This window comes from Mycobacterium sp. Soil_C_30 (assembly GCF_057656995.1).
In genome coordinates this window covers 186,899-203,079 of record NZ_JBDGJH010000003.1, presented here as the reverse complement: position 1 = coordinate 203,079, position 16,181 = coordinate 186,899, and the positions used below count along the sequence as shown (strand labels likewise).

Genomic DNA, 16,181 nt, shown 5'->3' with positions numbered 1-16,181 from the left:
TGCACGTCAGCGTTCGCCGATGGTGCGTGCGACGGCGGCTCCGAACTCCTTGGTGCCGGTGTCACCGCCCATGTCGGGGGTCATGGTGCCGGCCTTGATGGTGGCTTCGACGCCACCTTCGACCAGTTCGGCGGCTTTGAGCAGCGTGGCGTCGTTGTGCCGGGCGCCCAACCACTGCAACAGCATTCCCGACGACAGGATCATCGCGACCGGGTTGGCGATGTTGCGCCCGGCGATGTCCGGTGCCGAACCGTGCGCGGCCTGGGCCATCGCCTGGTCCAGCGACGCGTTGATCGACGGCGCCAGACCCAGTGATCCGGCCAGTTCACCGGCGAGGTCGGACAGGATGTCGCCGAACATGTTCTCGGTGACGATCACGTCGAACTCGTTGGCGCGGCGCACCAGATGCACTGTCATGGCATCGATGTGGTAGTCGTCGACCTCGACGTCGGGGTAGTCCACGGCGATCTCGCGGCACACGTCGCGGAACAGGCCGGTGGTCAGGCGCAGCACGTTGGCCTTGTGCACGATGGTCAGTTTGTGCCGGCGCGCTTGCGCCAGATCGAAGGCCACCTTGGCGATGTTCTCCACCGCGGAGCGGGTGATGATGCCCATCGCGATCGCGGTGTTCTCGTCGGGCATGAACTCGCCGGTGCCGGCGAAGGTGTTGCGGTCGGCGTAGAAGCCCTGGGTGTTCTCGCGCACGATCACCAGATCGGTACCGGGCACCACGGCCTTGGCGCCCTCGAAGGACTTCGCCGGCCGGATGTTGGCGAACAGGCCGAAGTGCTTGCGGATGGTGCCGCTGGGGTTGAGCTGCGACTTGAACGGCTCGGGGTAGGCGGCGCTGTCATGCGGGCCCAGCAGCCAGGCGTCCATCTTGGCCAGCGCATCGAGCGTCTCGGCCGGGGTGTGGCTGTTGTGGGTGTCGATGGCGCTGCGGCCCAAGGGCAGGGTCACCCATTCCGCCCGCGGCGCACCAGCGGCGGCCAGCGCCGCGTCGATCACCTCGACAGAGGCGGGCACGATCTCCGGGCCGATGCCGTCACCCTCGAGCAGGCCCAGGCGCAGTGTCTTGTCGGTCATGTCGATCTCCTCGTGTCGGTCGGCGTCAGCCGACGTTGGTTCCGTGTTCTTCGTCGATACGTGTGGTGACGCCGGTCGCGACGATGGTGCGGTCGGCGTCGATGGAGGCATATGTCCAGAAGATGTGCAATTCCTCGGTGTCCGAGTCGTTCTGGAAGAAGTGCGGGATGCCCGCGGGGATGAACGAGGTGTCGCCGGTGCCGACCGGGTACAGCTCCCCGTCGATGTGGGCCACGGCGCTGCCCCGCAGGATCAGCACCGACTCGTCGCAGTTGTGGAAGTGTTCCGGGATGGCCGCGCCGGGCGGGAACATGGTGATGCCGTTGAGGAAATCCCTGGCGCCCACGCTCTGGGTCACCATGGGCAGGGTGCGGGCACCGCCTACGCGCTGGCGCGGGGTGATCTCGGAGGGCCGCAGGATGGCGGCGGTACGTACGGAAGCGTCGGTCATGAACTGTCCTTCTTTCACTCAGAGGCCGGCGCCTGGGCAGCTGGGGCGTTGCACGCCCACCAGGTGCGGACGTTGACGAACTCCCGGATACCCGGTGCCGCGAGTTCACGACCGTATCCGCTGCGTTTGGTTCCGCCGAACGGCATTCGCGCATCGGAGGCCACGATGGAGTTGATGAAACACGCCCCGGACATGATCCGCCGCCCCACCTCGATGGCCGCATCGACATCGCGGCTCCACACGCTGGCGCCGAGCCCGAACGGGGTGTCGTTGGCCACCGTGACGGCCTCGTCGGCGTCGGCGACCGCGATGATGGTCGCCACCGGTCCGAACACCTCCTGGGCATACACCGACATGCCCGGCCGCACCCCGGCGAGAACCGTTGGCCGGTAATAGAACCCGTTGCTGTCCTCGACCGGCCCACCACCGCAGAGCAATTCGGCGCCCGCGTCGAGCGCCGCCTCGACCTGCGCCGCCACACCGTCGCGTAGATCGCGCCGGGCCATCGGTCCCACATCGGTGCCCGGCGCCTCGGGATCACCGAGCACCAGGCTCTCGGTCTTCTCGACCACCAGGCGGGTGAACTCCGCGGCGACGGCCTGTTCGACGATGAACCGTTTCGGGGAGATGCAGCTTTGCCCGGCGTTGAGGAACCGGCCCTTCACGGCCAGGTGGGCCACTTTCTCCAGGTCGGCGTCGGCGAGCACCACAAACGGATCGGATCCACCGAGTTCGAGCACCGACTTCTTGATCTCACGTCCGGCGATGGAACCGACTGCGCTGCCCGCCCTTTCACTGCCGGTGATGGTGACCGCACCCACCCGCGGATCGGCGATCAGCCGCTCCGTGGTGGCGGGCACGTCGGCTTCGGCGACCAGCAGGGCGGTGAACAGGCCCTCCGGTAGCCCGGCGGCAATCAGGATCTCCTGGCAGGCCAGTGCGGCACCGGTGGTGTTCGGGGAGTGTTTGAGCAGCGCGGCGTTACCGGCCATCAGAGCCGGTGCGGCGAAGCGGAACACCTGCCACAGCGGGAAGTTCCACGGCATCACCGCCAGCACCACGCCCACCGGTTCGTAGGACACCCAGGACCGGTCGGCGGAGGTCTCGTACACCTCGTCGGCCAGGAAGGTCGCGGCGTTGTCGGCGTAGAACTCCAACCCGGTGGCGCACTTGTGCACCTCGGCGACCGACTCCACCAATGGTTTGCCCATCTCGCGGGTGACCAGCAACGCCAGCTCGTCGGCACGCTCGCGCAGCACCGTCGCCGCCGCGCGCAGCACCTCACCTCGGGCTTTGAAATCTTCAGCTGCCCACGCGACTTGAGCTGCCGCGGCAGTATCGAGCGCGGTGTCGATGTCGGTATCCGACATCACCGGGTAGCTGGACAGCGGCGCCCCGGTGGCCGGGTTGACGGTTTCGATCATGCCGGTGCCAACTGCTTCTGGGGGTACAGGAAGATGTTCTCGGGATCGATGAGCAGGTCCACCTCACCCTGGTGTCCAGGCTTGAGGCAATCGGCGGCGATGGTCGATTCGCCCACCGAGAGCAGGTACTCGTATTTGGACCCGACGTACTGCACGCTGTTGACGTTGGCGCGCACCACGTTGAGGCCGTCACCCGGGATATGGCCGGCGGCGGCGATGTTGACCCGTTCCGGGCGCACAGCGACGGTCACGGCGTCACCGGAGCGCACGTCCATCCGCCCGGTGGCGTGGACCAACTGCCCGGTGGCATCGAGTTTCACCTTGGCGTCGCCCGGGCTGACCTCGATGACGTGTGCGTCGAGGAAGTTGCAGTTGCCGACGAACGCGGCCACCTCCTGGGCGGCGGGCTGCTCGTAGATCTCTGTGGGCGTGGCGATCTGGACCATCCGGCCCTTGGCCATCACTGCGATCCGGTCACTCATGGCCAGGGCTTCCTCCTGGTCGTGAGTGACGTAGATGGTGGTGATGCCGACCTCGGACTGCAACGCCTTGAGCCAGGCGCGGGCCTGCTCACGCAGTTTGGCATCGAGGTTGGACAGCGGCTCGTCGAGCAGCAGCAGCCGCGGCGAGTAGACCAGCGCCCGGGCCAGCGCGACACGCTGCTGCTGGCCGCCGGACATCTCGTGCGGGTACCGGTTGCGCAGATGCAGCAGGTCCACCTTCTCCAGCGCATCGTCGATGAGCTCGTTGCGGCGCTCCTTGGTGACCTTGCGCAATTTCAGTGGCAGAGCCAGGTTGTCGGCGATGGTCATGTGCGGCCACAGAGCGTACGACTGGAACACCATGCCCAGATTGCGGCCCTCCGGCGCGACGAACGTGTTGTTCTTGGAGCTGAAGAACACCGTGTCATCCAGTTCGATGCTGCCCTCGTCCGGGGACTCCAGGCCGGCGATGCAGGCCAAGGTGGTGGATTTTCCACAACCGCTTGGTCCGAGCAGGGTGAAGAACTCCCCGTCGTGGACCTCGAAGTTGATGTCCTGCAGGACTTTGTTTCCGTTGAACGTCTTGTTGACGTTCTTCACGCGCAGATCAGGCATTGGAGGTGTGACCTTTCAGGAGGCGGGTGGCAATGGCGACGAACACGAGGGTGATGGCGATCTGGATGGTGGCCAGAGCCGCGACGGACCCCGCGTTGCCTTCCGCCCAGAGTTGAAGTGCCGTCGTTCCGATCACGCTGGTCTGCGAATTCGCCAGGAAGACGGCCGGTGAATACTCCTTGATCATCGTGACGAACACGAGGATCAGGGCGCCGGCGAAGGCCGGCAGGATCAGCTTGCCGAGCACCCGGGTGAAGGTGCGGAACCAGTCGGCCCCGCTGACCCGGGCGGCGTTGTCCAGTTCCTCGCCGATCTGCATGAGCAGCGGGGAGATGTTGCCGTAGGCCGTGGGCAGCGCACGCAAACCGAAGGCGATGACGAGGATCCAGATGGTGCCGCTCAGCAGGCCCGAGAGCCAGCCGGGTGAGTACGCCAGGGCCCAGAAGAAGCCGATACCGACGATCAGGCCGGGCATGGCCTGCGGAGCCAGGGCAAAGTACTCGACGAGCTTGCCCGCCTTCATCTTCGAGCGCCGGGCAACCAGTACCGCCAGGGTGCCCAGGAGGCTGATGACCACCGCGCCCACCAGGGCGATGACCACACTGTTGACGATCGACATGTAGTAGGAGGTGTAGCTGAAGATCGGCTTGTAGTTGTCGAACGTCAGCGTGGAGAACGGCGACTTCAGCGGGGTGAGCACCAGCGTGAACGACCGGAAGATCAGCACCGCGATGGGCAGCAGGGCCCCGAAGAACAGGTAGACCGAGATGAACACGAACGCGACCCACTTGATCCAGCCCAGGTCGAACGTCCGTGGCCGGGTGGCTTTACCGCGCACCGAGACGAACCGCTGCGAGTTCTTCAGCAGCTTGGACTGCACCGCCACCAGCAGCACCGTGACGAGCAGGATCAACACCGAGGCCGCGCCGAGTACGCCGTAGTCCGGATCGATGGACTGCAGACCGTTGGTGTAGAGGAAGGTGGAGAACACGGTGATGTCGGCGGGCTGACCGTAGAGCAGTGGGACCGAGAGGGTTTCGATGGACATGCTGACGATCAGCACGGAGCTGTAGACGATCGGCGGGCGCAGCATCGGCACCACCACCGACCACAGGATGCGCAGCGGTCCGGCACCGCAGACCCGGGCGGCGGACTCCAGCGAGTTGTCGGACTGGTTGAGCGCCCCGACGCAGAACGTGAAGGCGATGGGCGCCAAGGCAACTGCCTCGGTGAGCGCCATACCGGGAATCGAGTACAGGTTCCACGGGACGAAGCCGAGCAGCTCGCGCATCTGCACGCTTGCGAAGCCGGCCGGGCCGTAGAGCATGATCCAGCCGAAACCGAGCAGCAACGACGAGATATAGAACGGCCAGCGCATCGAACCGCCGACCAGACGGCCCAACGGTAGCTTGGTCCTGGTTACCACGATGGCCATCGGCACGGCGAAAAGCTGCGCCAGGATCACCGTCAGGCCGGCGAACAGGATGGTGTCCAAAATTACCGTGCCGAAGTCGGCTTCGGTGAACAGCCGCACGTAGTTCTCGAGGGTAAGCAGGCCGCCGACCTCGTAGAGCGGGCGGTCCACCACCGACTGGTAGACCGTCGGGATCACCGGCGCCAGCACGAACACCGCGAGGATGATCAGCACCGCATACTGGATGAAATTGTCGCGGCCGATGTTCCGGAACCGCCGGTAGCGTGGGCTACCGAGCTCTCCTGGGGTGGGACGGACGAACCCGGTGTCCCGAGATGTGGTGAGTGTCATGGTAAGTCGCTATCTCGGCTCAGCCGGCTTGCAGGGAGTCCCAGCGGGCGGAGAAATCGTCGATCTCCTCGTCACTGGCCTTGGTGTAGGGAACGAAGATCATCCGGTCCGCGCCTGCGGACTCGAGCACGTCGTAATACGTCGCCACGCCGTCCTCGGCACGCTCAACGCCCTCGCGGTAGGACGTGAGTCCGCCCCGGGACACGGCGGTCTGCCCTTCCTCCGAGAGCACGAAGTCGAGGAACAGCTTGGACGTCGCCTCGTGCGGGGCGCCCGCGGCGATACCGATGCCGCGCCGCAGCAGCGGGGTGCCGTCGGTGGGAAACACCACCTTGATCAGGCCGGCGGTGCGCTTCTCGGCGGTCAACGCCGGTGAGCCCATGAAGAATCCGAAAGAGTACTCGCCGGAGGTGACCTTTTCGACCATGCCGCCGGTCGAGGTCTCGTTCTTGGCGTAGGGCAGGATCTTCGCGAAGTCCGCCCACGCCGCCTCGGGATCGTTCTCGACGAACGCACGGGTGACGGTGAAACCGAAGGCGCCGGACGGGTTTCGCACCGCGATCATGCCGTTGAACTCGTCGGGGTCGGCCTCGATCTTGCTGGCGAGGTCCGCGATGCTCGTCGGCGCATCTTCTTCGGAGATCAGCGCGGAGTTGTAGACCAGCGAGATCGGGTCCACCGACAGCGAGTACACGTTGGGCATCGGCTGCGCGAAGTCCGGCAGCGAGCTCAGCTCCGGTGACACATAGGGCACCAATGTGCCTGGGCGGTCTGCGAAGTCGGCCCAGGCGTCGGCGGCGTTGCTCACCACGATGTCGGCGGAATCCTGTCCGGTGGCCTGCTCGGAAAGCACCCGCTGGAACACCTCATCGGAGTCGAGGTTGGTGGCGTTGATACTGCCCACCCACGGGAACTTCTCCTGGAACGCGTCGATGATCGGCGCCCAGCTCTGCTGGTCGGTGTTGGAGTAGATGGTCAGAGAGCCGCCCTCCTGTTTGGAGGCCTCGACCAGTTCGGAGTAGCCGGCGGGGTAGTAGTCCGGCAGCTCCGGTTGGACGTCGGAGTAGTCCGCTGCCACGCCGCACGACGTCACCAGGCACGCGGTTGCGGCGGCCGCGACCAGCGCGGTGATCCGGCCGGTCCGCGAACGCTGGCGACGCGCTCTGAGGTTGATGGACACGATTGAAACTGCCTCCCTGCTCTGGCTCACATCGCTGTGAACTGGCTCACGAATCCGGGTGTGAGTGAAGTCTGCGCCAAAATTGGTCGCCCTGTCAACCTGTTGACCAAAACATCGGTTGGAGCAGCCTCTGTACTGTTTTGCGAATCAGTACAATATGGCTCACGTCACAGCATCCGTCAAGATGCGACGTGGGGCCCGGATCCGACGTGCCGCGGCTGGGCTCCGCGCGCTTGTACGATCAGCGCAAACAGATCACTCCGGCCGTCGAACAGGGAGGTGGCGTGGCCCAACCGGCACATTCATCCGGCGGTCTGCTGTCGACCCGCGTGTCCCCCACCGCGCTGGCGATGCGGGTGATCGACCTGATCCGCCGCCAGGAGCTGGAGCAGGGCGCCCACCTCACCGAGCAGTGGGTGGCCGACGCGCTGGACATTTCCCGTACCCCCGCGCGCCGCGCGCTGACCTTTCTGACCGACATCGGGCTGGTCGAACGCACGCCCCGCCGGGGATTCCATCTGGCCATGTCGGCGGCCGATCTGGCCAACGTCAATCTGTCGGGTGACGGCGACAGCGATGAGCAGCTCTACTTCCGCATCATCGATGACCATCTCGGCGGCCGGTTCACCGAAGACTTCACCACCACGGAGCTGTGTCAGCGCTACGGGCTGACCACCCGCCAGGCCAATCTGGTGCTGGCCCGCATGGAGTCAGAAGATCTGATCCGGCGCCGTGCCGGGCGCGGCTGGGAGTTCGTCCGAACCCTGTCGACCACCGAGGCCCACGACCAGAGCTACCGGTTCCGGCTGATCATCGAACCGGCCGGGATCCGAGAACCGAGTTTCAGGGTGGACCCCGAGGCGTTCGCCCTGCATCGCCGACAACAGGAGTCGCTGCTGCACGGCAATATCGTGCTGCTGTCCCGCAGTGAACTCTTCCGCTACAACGCGAGCTTTCACGAGATGGTGGCGGAATGCTCGGGCAACGCCTACCTGGCCGATGCGGTCAAGCGCGTCAATCGGATGCGCCGAATGATCGAGTACAACCACCAGGCCGACCGCAGCCGCCTGGTCAACCAGGCGCGGGAACACCTACAGCTGCTGGACCTGCTCGAAGCCGGCGATCAGGACAAGGCCGCCGAGTTCATGTACACCCACCTCGACGTGGTTCGCGAACTCAAGACCGGGATCCCCCACCAGCACTGAGCGCGAGTGTGGACTTGCTCCACGGTCCGCCGCCATCCGCGTGACTTAAGTCCACACTCGAACTCAAGACCGGGATTCCCCACCAGCACTGAGCGCGAGTGTGGTCTTCCGCCACGGTCCGCCGCCATCCGCGTGACTTCAGTCCACACTCACACCTCGGCCACACAAGTGAGTGGTTGTACTTTTACGCCTATTAGTACAAACTGGGCTGCATGAGCTCGGTCGCCGCACTACACCCCGGTATCGCGGAATTGGTTCTCGGTGGCCAGCGGTATCGCTACGTCCCCTTGAACCGGGTCCTCGATCCTGCCGAGTTGACCAGCACGCCCTATGCCATCCGGGTGCTGCTGGAGAATGTGGCGCGACGGTCACCCGCCTCGCTCCCCGCGATGCTCGAACGGCTCCGCGACCGCACCCGGGCGTGCGAAGTTCCCCTGCAACCGAACCGAATCATGTTGCACGACACCACGTGTCTGCCTGCCCTGGCCGACTTCGCCGGGATGCGGGACGCGGTGGCCGAACTGGGCGGCGACCCCGCAGCGCTGCAGCCCGCGATTCCGGTGGACCTGACCGTGGACCACTCGGTGATCGCCGAACACCACGGCAGCAACGACGCCGTGGAGCTGAACCTCGCCATCGACTTCCGCCGCAACGAAGAGCGGTACCGCTTCATCAAGTGGGCGCAGAACACCCTCGACCACTTCGGTGTGATTCCCCCGGGCACCGGCATCATCCACCAGGTCAACATGGAATCGCTGGCCACTGCCGTCTGGATCGACGACAGCACCGAGATCCCGACCCTGCACCCGGACACCATGGTGGCCACCGACAGTCACACCCCGATGATCAACTCGATCGGGATCGTCGGCTGGGGCGTGGGCGGCCTGCAGGGCCAGGCCGCCATGCTGGGAGAACCGGTCACCATCGGCTACCCCAACGTGGTCGGGGTGCGCTTGACGGGCCGACTCTCCGCGGGGGTCACCGGCACCGATCTGGCGCTGACGCTCACCCAGATGCTGCGCGCACACGGAGTCATCGACAAGTTCGTCGAGTTCTACGGACCGGGGGTGCAGGCCCTGACATGGGCCGAACGCGCCGCCGTGTCGAACATGGCACCCGAGTACGGCGCCACCGTCGCCCTGTTTCCCTCCGACGAGGAGACGCTGACCTTCCTGGCCGCGACGGGCCGCACCGCCGAGCACTGCGAACTGGTACGCCGCTACCTGAGCGCCAATCACCTGTTCTGCGAGCCTGATTCACCCGAACCGGAGTACGACGAGCACCTGGCTCTCGACCTGGACACCGTGGAAACCACCCTGGCCGGTCCCCGGATGCCGCATGAGCGCGTCACCCTCGCCGCCGTGCCCGACTCCTTCCGGTCGGCCGTCGACACTTCCGCGGAGATCTCTGACATCGCCGATCCCGTTTTCGGAGAGCCGGTGCCGCCGGGTCCGGTGGCCGTCGCGGCGATCACCAGTTGCACCAACACCGCCAACCCCGCGCTGATGCTTGCCGCGGGAGTGATGGCGCGCAACGCGATATCGCGCGGTCTTCGCGCCAAACCCTGGGTGAAGGGCACCCTGTCCCCGGGTTCGCGGGTGGTCACCGAATACCTGACCGAAGCAGGGCTCCTGGACGCGCTGGAGAAGCTGGGGTTCAACACCGTCGGCTACGGCTGCATGACGTGCATCGGCAACTCCGGTCCGTTGTTGCCCCGCATGGAGGAACTGCTGGACGTGGGCGTCACCCCCGTGGCGGTACTCTCGGGCAACCGCAACTTCCCCGGCCGGGTCCATCCCCGGCTGCAGCACGGATACCTGGCCTCCCCACCGCTGGTGGTGGCCTATGCACTAGCCGGCACGGTGCTGCACGATTTCGCCCGCGACCCGCTGGGATTCGACGGCGGGGGCCAGCCGGTGTATCTGCGCGACATCTGGCCCGGCGACACCGAGATCGCCGAGCTGATCACTCGATCGCTGGACCCAGAAGCGTTCGCGCGCAACACTGCAGCCATCCGCCATGGCACCGAGGCGTGGCGGGAGCTCACCGGGCAGGACCAGTTGCGCTATCACTGGGACCCCGCCAGCACCTACATTCGCCGGCCGAGTTACCTGGACGCGATCACCCCGGACCCCGCGCCCATCCCCCCGGTGCTGGAGACCCGGGCGCTGCTTCAGCTCGGCGATGACGTCACCACCGACCACATCTCCCCCGCCGGAGCCATTCCCCGTGTCAGTGCTGCGGCCGACTACCTGCGTGCGGCGGGCACCGCACCGGGCGACTTCAACCAATACTCCACGCGGAGAAGCAACTACGAGGTGATGGTGCGCGGCGCCTACACCAACGCAGCAGTGCACAACCGGCTGCTGCCCGCCGGCACCGGGGGTAGCGGAGCGTGGGCGTACACCGAAGACCGTACCGAGATCCTGCCCGTGTACGACGCGGCCAAGACCTATCTGACGGCCGGAACACCGGTCGTCATCGTGGCGGGCAACAACTACGGCGCCGGCTCCAGCCGCGACTGGGCAGCGAAAGCCCCTGCGCTGCTCGGGGTTCGAGCGGTGATCGCTGGCGGCTTCGAACGGATCCACCGCAGCAACCTCATCGGGATGGGCATCTTCCCGCTGCAGTTCACTCCCGGTCAGCAGGCTCCTGAGCTGGACGGTTCGGAGACGCTGCGAATCCACGGCCTGGACCGGCTGCAGGTGGGGACGACGGCGGTGACACTCGACATCGACGGCCGCCGCACCATACCGCTGCAACTACGCATCGACACCGACAACGAAATCGAGTACCTGCGCCACGGCGGGACGCTTCCCTACGTCATTCGCAAGGTCCTCGGCGCCGCCACTCAGGAGACCTGATGAGATACGTCCGGGTGCACCACGCGGGCGCACCATGGTGGGCGACGTTGCAGGACAACACCGTAACGCTCCTCGACCGCGCGCCCTACGACGGGGCCGTCGCCACCGGAGTCGAACTCGACACCAAGGCCGTCGAGTTCCTGCCGCCGGTCACGCCGTCGAAGATCTACTGCCTGGGCCGCAACTACGCCGACCACCGCTCGGAGATGGGCTACCGGCACGACGGTTCTCCGTCGGTGTTCATGAAGGGCCCGTCGACGATCATCGGGCCTGGCGCCAGCGTCGTGCTTCCGCCCCGCAGCGTGAGCACCCACGTGGAACACGAAGCCGAACTCGCCGTGATCATCGGCAAGACCGCGCGATTCGTCAGCGCGGCCGATGCCGCCGAGCACATCCTCGGGTACACCTGCGCCAACGATGTCAGCGCCCGCGATCTGCAACGCAGCGATCCTCATCCGACCCGCGCGAAAGGGTTCGACACGTTCTGCCCCGTCGGCCCCTGGATCGAGACCGACTTGTCCCCCACGTCGACACTTCGGTTGCGCTGCACGGTCAACGGTGTCCTGCGCCAGGACGGGACCACCGCGCAGATGACCTACGACATCCCGTTCCTCATCGAATACCTCAGCGGTTTCGCCACATTGCACCCAGGTGACCTCATTCTCACCGGGTCGCCGGGCGGCACCGAACCGCTGCACCCCGGCGACCAGATCGACATCGAGATCGAGGGCATCGGCACGCTGACCAACCACGTCGCTGCCGGCGATCGCCCGTGACTGGTCGGGACTCCGGCGGGTAACGGTACGGCATCGAACCGATGGTGGCTGGTGAGTCACTTCGATCACATCTGCCACATTGTTAACATCGCTTCGTGTCGATCTCCCGACGTGACGCCCTGCGCTGCGCCACCGCAGTGTCGGCGCTGGCCGGGCTCGGTGCGGCAACGGGTGCCCGCACGCCGCCAGCGGCGGCCGCCGCTCCCACGCTGATCGATTACGCGATGCGCCAGATCCCGGCACAGGACATCCGAGCAGCCGGGCACGTCGGGGTGATCAACTACGTCTCCACCTCGCGACCGGGCTCGTCCTTCGGCGCCAAGCCGATCACCCTGCCCTACGCGCAGTCGCTGACCGCCGCCGGTTTGGTGATTGTCAGCAACTACCAATACGGCAAACCGGGCGGGACGGCGCCGTCGGACTTCACCCGCGGGTACCCCGGCGGCGTCGTCGACGCCAACACCGCTTGGCAACTGCACACCGCCGCCGGTGGCGGCCGGAGTGCACCGATCTTCTTCAGCGTCGACGACGACATCGACCGCGAGACATGGAACAACGTTGCGTTGCAATGGTTCCGCGGAATCAATTCGGTGCTCGGAGTGCAGCGCACCGGGATCTACGGGGGCATCAAGGCGTGCCAGTGGGCGGCGGCCGACGGTGTCATCGGCAGATCGCGTTCGCCCGGCCACGTGTGGGCCTGGCAGACCCGGTCCTGGTCCGGTGATCAGATATACCCCGCCGCAGTCCTCTACCAGCGCATCGTTGCCACTGCGTCGAATCCGGGGCCGGTGGTCGGTGGGATCGAAGTCGACGTCAATGATGTGCTGGCCCAGGATTGCGGCCAGTGGAATTTCCATCCCTGACTGCGAACCGCGCTGAGCTGCTCAGCGGCGCGGCGTCGTGGTGATGTGCACGTGATCGAAGTGGCCGTAACCCGATGCTTGCGGACCGGCCGGCGTGTAATAGGTGCCCCGCCAGATCACATCCTGCAGCCCGAACCGGGCGGCATTGCTCATCGCGAAAGCAAGGATCTCGTTTCCGAGCGCGATGCCCTCGGGGCTTTCGGGGTTGGGAATCATGATGTCGATCGCCAGGCCGCTGGGATGCCACGGTTTCGAGTCCGGCCGGACCCCATCGATGGCGGAGATCTGGGGAAACCGTGCGCTGACGGCTCGGGCGGCGAGGACGGTGTTGGGCTGCAATCCCGCCTCTGACGCGACGCCGACAGGCAAGGCCTCCGGGTTCTCCGCGAGCGGTGGGGCGACGTCGCCGGGCGGCACGCCGGGTCTGGCGGCGATTGGCGGCGGAGGTGCATTGTCGATCAGCGCTTGCTGCTGCGGTGTCAACGCCGCGTACTGCGCCTCCGCGGCGGCGATCTGACGCAGTAGTTCATTCAGCTTGGCTTGCAGTTCGGCGCGCACCCCGGCGGCCCGCTCGGCAGCGGCGCGGGCGTCGGCGGCCGATTTCTCCGACGCCCGGGCGGCAGCGGCCGCGCGCGCATGTGCTGATCGAAAGCCCTCCAACTGCGCGGCGGCCTCAGCGGCTACCGCCCGCTGCAGCGATAGCTGATCGATCAACTGTTGCGGCGAGGCTGCGGTCAGCACGGCGGCGAACTGACCGTCGCGCCCACTCGTGTAGTTCATCGCCGCCACCCGGTCGACAGCGGCCTGATAGGGCTCCAGCTGTGAGTTGGCGACGTCCAGGGCAGCCAGGTCGGCGCGGTGGCGGTCCGCGGCCGCCTCCTGCTCAGCCAGTTTGGCGTCGGCATCGCCCTGAGCGGCTGTGACGGCCTCCCGGCTCTCCAACGCCTGCTGGGACAACTCGTTGAGCTTGGACAGTGCGTCGGCCGCGGGATCCGCCTTGACGTCGCCCATCGCCACGGCGACCACCAACACTGCGGTCGCCAAAACGCACAACGTTCGCTCAAGGAAGTGGCGCACCCCGGTCACGCGGATTGTCACGATCCTTCGTTTGAGGACCGACCCTGGCCCGGCTGTTGATGTCCCGGGCAAGGCTACGAACTGACACCGACGATGTCCACTCCATGTCTGGCCCTGACCCGTCTGGTGCGGTAGTGGCCGAAGCAGACGCCGGCAGCGTCCGCACCCCACCGACTTTGCCGCCGACTCGCGACTATCCAGGGCGCCAATGTGACCCGTGGCCTAGCCGAAAGGTTACGCGAGTCAGCCATCAGGCCAGCGCGCCTCTGCGGCAGCGGCTGCTACCTCGCTTCGGGCTCGCGGTCGGCCCGCTCCGCAATACTTCGAGGGGCAAGGAAGCTCCCGGGCCCCGCCAGCGCCACGTCGACCACGGCGTCCAGCCTCGCTTGCGGCACTCCCCCCGCGGCATCCACGGCAAGCCCCTGCCCAATCGTCACGGCGTAGCCCGCCAAGGCCGCGGTGTCGATGCCTTCCACCGACCGGGATGCATCCACTGTCTTGGCCAGTGCGTTCGCCACAGCGTCTCCGATGCCATGGCGATAATCGGCAAGCAGTTTGCGGTATGCGCGCGTTGCTCGGCCCGCAGGCAAGCCCGCCATGGATGGACAGACACCCCGGCTCGTTCCCTGCACGGACGGCCTTCACGGTCGAGCGCAGATACGACTCGAGCACCTCGTAGACGATGGGATACGCCAGCACTGCATCCAAATGCTCGTGGTACGAGCGCACGTACCGCTCCAGCGCACGGATGAAGAGTTCCTCTTTGCTGCCGACGACGTGGTACGGGCTCGGTTTGTTGATCCCCATCGCCGGGTCGGAGATCTACGTCGACGGTGGCGGCAGTCAGTTCTGAGGCCCTGGGGTAGCCGCCGGCCGTCAGGCCAATGCCCCATTGTCACCGTGGACGAGACTGCTCAGCTCACTTCGTGTGGTGCAGTCCCGTCGCCGGATCGCGATCGGTGACGCAATACGGGACAACACCATCGAGTACGGTCCAGATCGGGTTCACCTGGACCACCCGCGCCCCGGCGGCGACATGCCGCTCGGTTTCCACCGCGCGATCCGAATCCGACACGGCCCAGTCGAGGTGGGCGCGCACCGTACCCGTGGGCTCGCCGAGGCGCTGCAAGATGATCCGCAGTGGGGCACCGGACGGGCGGGTCAGGAAGGCGTACTCGGACAAACCGGGCAGTGTCACCGATTCCCACCCGGTCAGAGCGGTCCAGAACGCCGACTCGGCCACCCAATGCTCCTGCGGGATGTCGATCGAGACCTGATCGACCAGGCTGGTGTGCCCGCCCGGCCATTGACTCGGCAAGGTGGGGTTCAGGGTTGAATCACCGATGAGCCGGAACGCCAGGCCGCCGGGAGAGCGGCCCACGACCGGCTCACCGCCCTCGGCGACGGTGGCGCCCAACTCTCGGATTTGTTCGGTGGCGGCACGGACGTCCGGGACATGCACGTCCAGCCGCAGACCGCTCGGTCCGGAGTCCACTCGTCCCGCGCTCAAGAAGCCGCCGTTCGGCGACAACGAGTATCCGGTCAGTTCACGCCACAACGCCACTCCGGCGTCGTGGTCGGTGTCGTCGAAACCGAGGAACGCACTCACCCAAATCATGCTCGGGGTCCTTCGTCGCTGTCAGCCACGACTGCAGATCTTCAGCGGCGACGCCGAACTTGGCCATCAAAAGAATCACGCTGCGCCTTTCCGCCGATGCCGGAGAATCGGCATCCGCACCGGCGCTCCGATCACTGCTGTAGTTGTAGGTCCTTATCTCATGCCGCGCTGGTTGCTGATCCCGATCCAGAGGTGCCGCACCTCGGCGTCCGAGCACACCACTTCGTGGAGCGCGAGATGCGCGGAGGGGATCTGTCATCGTTCGACCGGCCCTCGACCGTCAGCGCCCACGCCCCGCTTGGTGCGCCGCGTTGAGGAATGCCGCGGTGTCGTGGTTTGCCGTGCGCCGGGGCGCTTACCCCATGGGTAATTGCGGGAACGGCGCGATCGACGGACGCTGGCCACATGACCGAATCCGTACCCGCCTACGCCGTGGCCTGCCTGCGCGCCGTCAACTTCGGTGACGACATCATCCGCTATATGCGCGAAATCGATTCCACGATGGCCCCTTTCGGTGGCGAGTTCATCATCCACGGCGGCGATGCCGACGTACGAGAAGGCAACTGGGGTGACGGCACCCTGGTCGTGCTCCGCTTCCCCGACATGGAGTCCGCAGCGCGGTGGTACGACTCCGAGGAGTACCAACGCATCCTTCCACTGCGGACGGAGAACGCCGAGTCGATCACCGCCTTGGTGCAGGGCGTGGCCCCGGGACATACAGGCGCCAAGCGCGTCGCGGAGCTGCTCGAGGCGACGCCGCAGTCGTGAGCTCGGT

Annotated in this window: 14 protein-coding genes; 5 read left to right on the top strand and 9 right to left on the bottom strand. The window is 66.3% G+C overall.

Annotation, left to right across the window (positions count from 1 at the left end):
- Positions 1-6 precede the first annotated feature (6 nt).
- Genes AC3A6P_RS06635 through AC3A6P_RS06610 form a run of 6 tightly spaced genes read right to left on the bottom strand, consistent with a single transcriptional unit; the run spans position 7 to position 7,003 of the window.
- On the bottom strand, positions 7-1,086 hold the full coding sequence (locus AC3A6P_RS06635) for an isocitrate/isopropylmalate dehydrogenase family protein (protein ID WP_487689869.1): 1,080 nt from the start codon (positions 1,084-1,086) through the stop codon (positions 7-9).
- Between the two features lie 25 nt (positions 1,087-1,111).
- Positions 1,112-1,537: a cupin domain-containing protein gene (locus AC3A6P_RS06630; protein WP_487689867.1), complete on the bottom strand. Its 426-nt coding sequence runs from the start codon at positions 1,535-1,537 to the stop codon at positions 1,112-1,114.
- 14 nt (positions 1,538-1,551) lie between these two features.
- Entirely contained in the window at positions 1,552-2,961 is a 1,410-nt protein-coding gene (locus AC3A6P_RS06625; protein ID WP_487689864.1) for an NAD-dependent succinate-semialdehyde dehydrogenase, read from the bottom strand.
- Positions 2,958-4,058 (bottom strand): ABC transporter ATP-binding protein, encoded by a 1,101-nt coding sequence (locus AC3A6P_RS06620; RefSeq protein ID WP_487689862.1) that lies wholly within the window; start codon positions 4,056-4,058, stop codon positions 2,958-2,960. The genes AC3A6P_RS06625 and AC3A6P_RS06620 overlap by 4 nt, the downstream gene beginning before the upstream one ends.
- A complete protein-coding gene (locus AC3A6P_RS06615) occupies positions 4,051-5,823 on the bottom strand; it encodes an ABC transporter permease (protein ID WP_487689859.1) in 1,773 nt (590 codons plus the stop codon). Before AC3A6P_RS06615 ends, AC3A6P_RS06620 begins: the two co-directional genes overlap by 8 nt.
- A gap of 19 nt (positions 5,824-5,842) precedes the next feature.
- Positions 5,843-7,003, bottom strand: a complete 1,161-nt coding sequence (locus AC3A6P_RS06610) for an ABC transporter substrate-binding protein (RefSeq protein ID WP_487689856.1) — start codon at positions 7,001-7,003, stop codon at positions 5,843-5,845.
- A 284-nt stretch (positions 7,004-7,287) separates the two neighbouring features.
- Here AC3A6P_RS06610 and AC3A6P_RS06605 point away from each other — a divergent pair, with 284 nt between their 5' ends.
- From AC3A6P_RS06605 to AC3A6P_RS06590, 4 genes are all read left to right on the top strand, one after another.
- Complete coding sequence (locus tag AC3A6P_RS06605) at positions 7,288-8,208, top strand: FCD domain-containing protein (RefSeq protein ID WP_487689854.1); 921 nt, start codon at positions 7,288-7,290, stop codon at positions 8,206-8,208.
- A 212-nt stretch (positions 8,209-8,420) separates the two neighbouring features.
- Positions 8,421-11,072 carry an aconitate hydratase AcnA gene (acnA, locus tag AC3A6P_RS06600; protein ID WP_487689852.1) on the top strand — a complete coding sequence of 884 codons (2,652 nt, stop codon included), beginning with the start codon at positions 8,421-8,423 and terminating at the stop codon, positions 11,070-11,072.
- A complete protein-coding gene (locus AC3A6P_RS06595; RefSeq protein ID WP_487689850.1) occupies positions 11,072-11,848 on the top strand; it encodes a fumarylacetoacetate hydrolase family protein in 777 nt (258 codons plus the stop codon). The genes acnA and AC3A6P_RS06595 overlap by 1 nt, the downstream gene beginning before the upstream one ends.
- Before the next feature lie 101 nt (positions 11,849-11,949).
- The gene (locus AC3A6P_RS06590; RefSeq protein WP_487690591.1) at positions 11,950-12,711 is read left to right on the top strand and encodes a DUF1906 domain-containing protein; all 762 of its coding nucleotides are present in this window, start codon (positions 11,950-11,952) and stop codon (positions 12,709-12,711) included.
- A 21-nt stretch (positions 12,712-12,732) separates the two neighbouring features.
- Here the strand turns inward: AC3A6P_RS06590 and AC3A6P_RS06585 are convergent, their stop codons facing one another.
- The 3 genes from AC3A6P_RS06585 to AC3A6P_RS06575 all read right to left on the bottom strand — a co-directional run bounded on the left by AC3A6P_RS06585 (position 12,733) and on the right by AC3A6P_RS06575 (position 15,397).
- Entirely contained in the window at positions 12,733-13,797 is a 1,065-nt protein-coding gene (locus tag AC3A6P_RS06585; protein ID WP_487690589.1) for a coiled-coil domain-containing protein, read from the bottom strand.
- Between the two features lie 272 nt (positions 13,798-14,069).
- Complete coding sequence (locus AC3A6P_RS06580; RefSeq protein WP_487689847.1) at positions 14,070-14,306, bottom strand: hypothetical protein; 237 nt, start codon at positions 14,304-14,306, stop codon at positions 14,070-14,072.
- Between the two features lie 401 nt (positions 14,307-14,707).
- A complete protein-coding gene (locus tag AC3A6P_RS06575) occupies positions 14,708-15,397 on the bottom strand; it encodes a VOC family protein (RefSeq protein WP_487689844.1) in 690 nt (229 codons plus the stop codon).
- 414 nt (positions 15,398-15,811) lie between these two features.
- Here AC3A6P_RS06575 and AC3A6P_RS06570 point away from each other — a divergent pair, with 414 nt between their 5' ends.
- Positions 15,812-16,174 (top strand): DUF1330 domain-containing protein, encoded by a 363-nt coding sequence (locus AC3A6P_RS06570; protein ID WP_487689841.1) that lies wholly within the window; start codon positions 15,812-15,814, stop codon positions 16,172-16,174.
- Positions 16,175-16,181: the final 7 nt, after the last annotated feature.

What these genes read in the sequence shown, in the direction of transcription:
- AC3A6P_RS06615 (WP_487689859.1), bottom strand. Translation starts at nt 5,823, where the DNA reads ATGACACTCACCACATCTCGGGACACCGGGTTCGTCCGTCCCACCCCA.
- AC3A6P_RS06620 (WP_487689862.1), bottom strand. Translation starts at nt 4,058, where the DNA reads ATGCCTGATCTGCGCGTGAAGAACGTCAACAAGACGTTCAACGGAAAC.
- acnA (WP_487689852.1), top strand. Translation starts at nt 8,421, where the DNA reads ATGAGCTCGGTCGCCGCACTACACCCCGGTATCGCGGAATTGGTTCTC.
- AC3A6P_RS06625 (WP_487689864.1), bottom strand. Translation starts at nt 2,961, where the DNA reads ATGATCGAAACCGTCAACCCGGCCACCGGGGCGCCGCTGTCCAGCTAC.
- AC3A6P_RS06595 (WP_487689850.1), top strand. Translation starts at nt 11,072, where the DNA reads ATGAGATACGTCCGGGTGCACCACGCGGGCGCACCATGGTGGGCGACG.
- AC3A6P_RS06635 (WP_487689869.1), bottom strand. Translation starts at nt 1,086, where the DNA reads ATGACCGACAAGACACTGCGCCTGGGCCTGCTCGAGGGTGACGGCATC.
- AC3A6P_RS06570 (WP_487689841.1), top strand. Translation starts at nt 15,812, where the DNA reads ATGACCGAATCCGTACCCGCCTACGCCGTGGCCTGCCTGCGCGCCGTC.
- AC3A6P_RS06630 (WP_487689867.1), bottom strand. Translation starts at nt 1,537, where the DNA reads ATGACCGACGCTTCCGTACGTACCGCCGCCATCCTGCGGCCCTCCGAG.